The 3747-nt window shown below is 55.0% G+C and carries 5 protein-coding genes; 3 read left to right on the top strand and 2 right to left on the bottom strand.

The features are described 5' to 3' along the window. Nucleotides 1-313: 313 nt before the first annotated feature. From AO277_RS11830 to AO277_RS11820, 3 genes are all read left to right on the top strand, one after another. Nucleotides 314-988, top strand: coding sequence for an HAD family hydrolase (locus AO277_RS11830; protein ID WP_044320106.1), 675 nt, complete (start codon nucleotides 314-316; stop codon nucleotides 986-988). A 231-nt stretch (nucleotides 989-1219) separates the two neighbouring features. Continuing rightward, a complete protein-coding gene (locus AO277_RS11825) occupies nucleotides 1220-2356 on the top strand; it encodes an XRE family transcriptional regulator (RefSeq protein ID WP_005758976.1) in 1137 nt (378 codons plus the stop codon). Then, the gene (locus AO277_RS11820) at nucleotides 2356-2844 is read left to right on the top strand and encodes a DUF4411 family protein (protein ID WP_005745753.1); all 489 of its coding nucleotides are present in this window, start codon (nucleotides 2356-2358) and stop codon (nucleotides 2842-2844) included. The genes AO277_RS11825 and AO277_RS11820 overlap by 1 nt, the downstream gene beginning before the upstream one ends. Here AO277_RS11820 and AO277_RS11815 read toward each other — a convergent pair. Together AO277_RS11815 and AO277_RS11810 are read right to left on the bottom strand one after the other, a co-directional pair. Next, a complete protein-coding gene (locus AO277_RS11815) occupies nucleotides 2841-3095 on the bottom strand; it encodes a hypothetical protein (protein WP_004659555.1) in 255 nt (84 codons plus the stop codon). The two genes, AO277_RS11820 and AO277_RS11815, sit on opposite strands and share 4 nt — an antisense overlap. Nucleotides 3096-3178: 83 nt before the next feature. Next, the gene (locus AO277_RS11810; protein WP_002555835.1) at nucleotides 3179-3649 is read right to left on the bottom strand and encodes an Lrp/AsnC family transcriptional regulator; all 471 of its coding nucleotides are present in this window, start codon (nucleotides 3647-3649) and stop codon (nucleotides 3179-3181) included. Nucleotides 3650-3747 lie beyond the last annotated feature (98 nt).

Genomic DNA, 3747 nt, shown 5'->3' with positions numbered 1-3747 from the left:
GAGCTGGTAAAACAAGGGCCTGCCTGACGGCAGGCCCTAACCAGCCCGAACACAAAAAAACTGATACTCCCAGGATTTTCTGCTACCAAGCTGCCCCCCGCGCGAAAGATCGAACCGCCACTCCCACGCACACTCGAAAGTGTGTGACCTCAAAAAACCAGCCCTTTCTCTCCATCTGGCAATGCCGTACTCGAAGCCCCGGTACAGCCCTCGCTTCATTGATGAACGCCACATTCCGATACCGCCGATCAGGTGTCGACCACAGCGCTCCGGACCTCGCCAGATGGTCAACCCGAATTCAAAAAGAGTAACCCTGAGACCGCAAACCTCCTTCATCTTCGACCTGGACGGCACGCTGACCGACAGCGTTTATCAAAACGTTGCTGCCTGGAAAGAAGCACTGGATGCAGAAAATATCCCGCTTGCGATGTGGCGTATTCACCGCAAGATCGGCATGAGCGGCGGGCTGATGTTGAAGTCGTTATCGCGTGAAACCGGCTTGGATATCAGTGAAGAACAAGCCGAACGACTTAGCGAAAAACACGCTCAGGCGTATGAGCGGCTACAGGGGCAGATCATTGCGCTGCCGGGCGCTGTCGAGCTGCTTGAGACGCTCAATAAGGAAAACCTCAAGTGGTGCATCGCCACGAGCGGCGGGATTGATACGGCGACGATCAACCTGAAAGCGCTGAAACTGGACATCAAAAAGATCAACATCGTTACGCGCGATGACGTGAGCTATGGCAAGCCTGACCCCGACCTGTTTCTGGCGGCTGCAAAGAAGATAAACGCTCCAATTGACGAGTGTCTGGTGATAGGGGATGCGATCTGGGACATGCTGGCGGCACGTCGCTGCAAGGCAACCGGCGTCGGCCTGCTGTCGGGTGGCTATGACATAGGCGAGCTTGAGCGCGCAGGTGCCTTGAGGGGCTATGAAGACCCGCTGGACCTGCTGAATCATCTGGACGAGATCGCTTCTCGCCCTTGAATGATCGGCTGGCGTGGCAAATGAGGTAATTATTTACCTACATGCCCGCGAAAATCGGGTTCATCATTCCCATATCACTCGCTGCCGTCATTGACCGTAGCGTTGCGAGCCCATAGTGTACGTGCACGCGCTGTATTCTGCGGTGCTCGTCATAGCCAAGGAAAAGGCAATGCACAGTAGCCCGCGCTTGCACTGGCCCGACACACTCCTCTCTGATATTCCAAATTTGCCATGAGCCAAGCCGCGTTCGTTAACCCAAGCATCCTCACGTGGTCCCGCGAGCGGGCAGGCCTGTCTGCCGCCCAGGTCGCCAGAAAGCTGCCTGTGAAACCTGAGCGTATCAAGGAGTGGGAAGCAGGAAAGGCGAGACCAACCTTTTTGCAAGCCCAGAAGTGGGCGAGCGTTGCGCATGTTCCCTTTGGGTTTTTGTTCTTGCCTCAGCCTCCTGTCGAACAGCTGCCGCTACCAGACTTGCGCACAGTTGGTAACTCGGCACCCTTGCGGCCAAGTTTGGAGCTTGTGGACACAGTAAAAGACGCAATTCGCAAACAGGACTGGTATCTGGAATACCTTCACGTACAAGAGCACCAGCCTCTTCCGTTCGTCGGTCGCTTCGACAGCCGGACTCCGGTGAAGACGGTTGTGAGTGATATTCGGCAAACTCTCGGTGTCGATCCGGAAAAGTCCCGCCTTGATTACGATAAATACAGCCGCGCGCTGATTGATGCTGCCGAAGTGGCTGGTGTGCTTGTCATGCGCAGTGGCATCGCGCTGGGCAACACCCATCGCAAACTGGAGGTCAGTGAATTTCGAGGCTTCGCCATCAGTAATTCGCTGGCTCCAGTGGTGTTTATCAACAGTTCGGATGCTCCGACAGCTCGCTTATTTACGTTGATGCACGAACTCGCTCATCTCTGGATTGGCAGCAGCGGCGTTTCTGACGCGGGTACTGCGAATGGTCGAGAGGAAGAGCGATTCTGCAACGCCGTGGCGGGTGAGTTTCTTGTACCCGAAGAGCTTTTTCGAGCTGTATGGAACGCTGGTATTGAATGGGAAAGTAATCTGGCCCCTCTCGCTACGAGGTTTCATGTCAGCAAGCTTGTTATTGGTCGACGCGCGATGGACCTGGGCTACGTTACGCAAGAGCAGTACGGCCTCTATTACCAGAAGGTCCTAAAGGCATTCCGGGAAGAGAAAGGCGGTGCCGGGGATTACTACCGCAATGCAACGGCCAAAAACAGTACGCGGCTGAGTAAGGCTGTACTGACCGAAACCCTGAGTGGGCGGATGCTGTTGCGTGAGGCAGGTAGTCTTCTCGGTGTACAGCCAGCCAAGTTAAGAACGCTGGCGGAGACACTGGCCCGGTGATGTTTCTGATGGACTCCAACACCCTGATTGAAGCCAAGAATCGCTATTACGGTATGACGATTTGTCCGGCTTATTGGCAATGGTTGCTGCTTCAAAACCAGACATTTTTCTTAGCCAGTATCGGTCCTGTTAAAGACGAACTTACCAAAGGCCATGATGAGCTGGCTGACTGGGCAAAAAATAATTCGACTTTTTTCCAAAGCATTTCGGATGAAAAGACTCAGGCCGAATTCGTGAAAGTCGCTACGTTGGTAGCACAAGCGCAAGGCATGAAGACTGGAGCAATGGAGGAGTTTCTTAAGGGGGCCGATCCATGGCTGATCGCCAAGGCCCTGACATCCGGAGCAACCGTAGTTACGCATGAGGTGCGTAATCTGGACGCAAAGCGAAAGTTCATCATCCCCAACCTGTGTGAGCAGCTCAACGTCCCTTACATGAACACGTTTGAGCTGTTACACCACCTCAACGCCAGGTTTGTACTTCCTTAACCCGGCGAAACACCACCACCCTCATCTGCCACGATATCCGGGTCATCCGAATAGACTTCCGGCTCATCGTCTTCGTAGGCCTCGTCATTTTCCGTACGCTTCTTCACTTCATCGCCTTTGGCAGAACCGACGCCGGGCTTGTTTGAGTTCATGGCGAGTACCGGGTCGGCTTCGCGGTCGTATTGGCCGAGTTCCGGGCTGGCGGGGTCTTCTTTGGGCACGCTGTTTGTGAGTATGTGATCGGTTGTCATGTCAGCCACCTTTTTCGTTTGCCAAAGAAAGTGGACGTGGCATTGGGCTGAGGGTTCGATTCAATCGATGAGCGTGGCTGCGCTCAGCCGCCAAACGATGCGTATTGCAAGGGCAGGCCGGTGGTGAATTTGATCTGCTCCATGGCGAAGCTGGAGCTTACGTCGCTGATCCCGGGGATGCTGATCAGTTGTTTGTACACCGCGTCGTACCCTGCGATGTCAGCCACGACGATGCGCAGCATGTAGTCGGTGTCGCCTGCCATGCGGTAGCACTCGACCACTTCAGGCAGTTCGCCGACGGCAGCGTGAAACTGTTCGAGCCAGGCGGCGTTGTGCTGGTTGGTGCGGATGGCGGCGAAGACGCTGACTGAGACGTTCAGCCGTTGCGGGTTCAGCAGCGCGACCCGGCGGTCGATGATGCCGGCCTCTTCCAGCTTCTGGATACGTCGCCAGCACGCTGTACTGCCCAGGCCGATACGCTCGGCGATGTCCGCCACCGAGCGAGTGCAGTCGGTTTGCAGAATGTCGAGAATTGCCCGGTCGAATTTGTCCATTAGGGTTTGTCTGAAAAGTCGCCTTGGTTAAAATGATGTCCTCTGGTTGCCAAGAGGGCCATCATGACTGACCGTTATGAAATTTCATCTGATCGTTG

Source organism: Pseudomonas amygdali, assembly GCF_002699855.1.
Lineage (GTDB): Bacteria > Pseudomonadota > Gammaproteobacteria > Pseudomonadales > Pseudomonadaceae > Aquipseudomonas > Aquipseudomonas amygdali.
Note: the sequence above shows the minus strand (reverse complement) of the source record. Positions and strands in the feature narration are given on the sequence as shown.

Bases quoted from the DNA above. Each gene is read 5' to 3' on its own strand.
- AO277_RS11825 (WP_005758976.1), top strand. From the start codon at position 1,220: ATGAGCCAAGCCGCGTTCGTTAACCCAAGCATCCTCACGTGGTCCCGC.
- AO277_RS11820 (WP_005745753.1), top strand. From the start codon at position 2,356: ATGTTTCTGATGGACTCCAACACCCTGATTGAAGCCAAGAATCGCTAT.
- AO277_RS11815 (WP_004659555.1), bottom strand. From the start codon at position 3,095: ATGACAACCGATCACATACTCACAAACAGCGTGCCCAAAGAAGACCCC.
- AO277_RS11810 (WP_002555835.1), bottom strand. From the start codon at position 3,649: ATGGACAAATTCGACCGGGCAATTCTCGACATTCTGCAAACCGACTGC.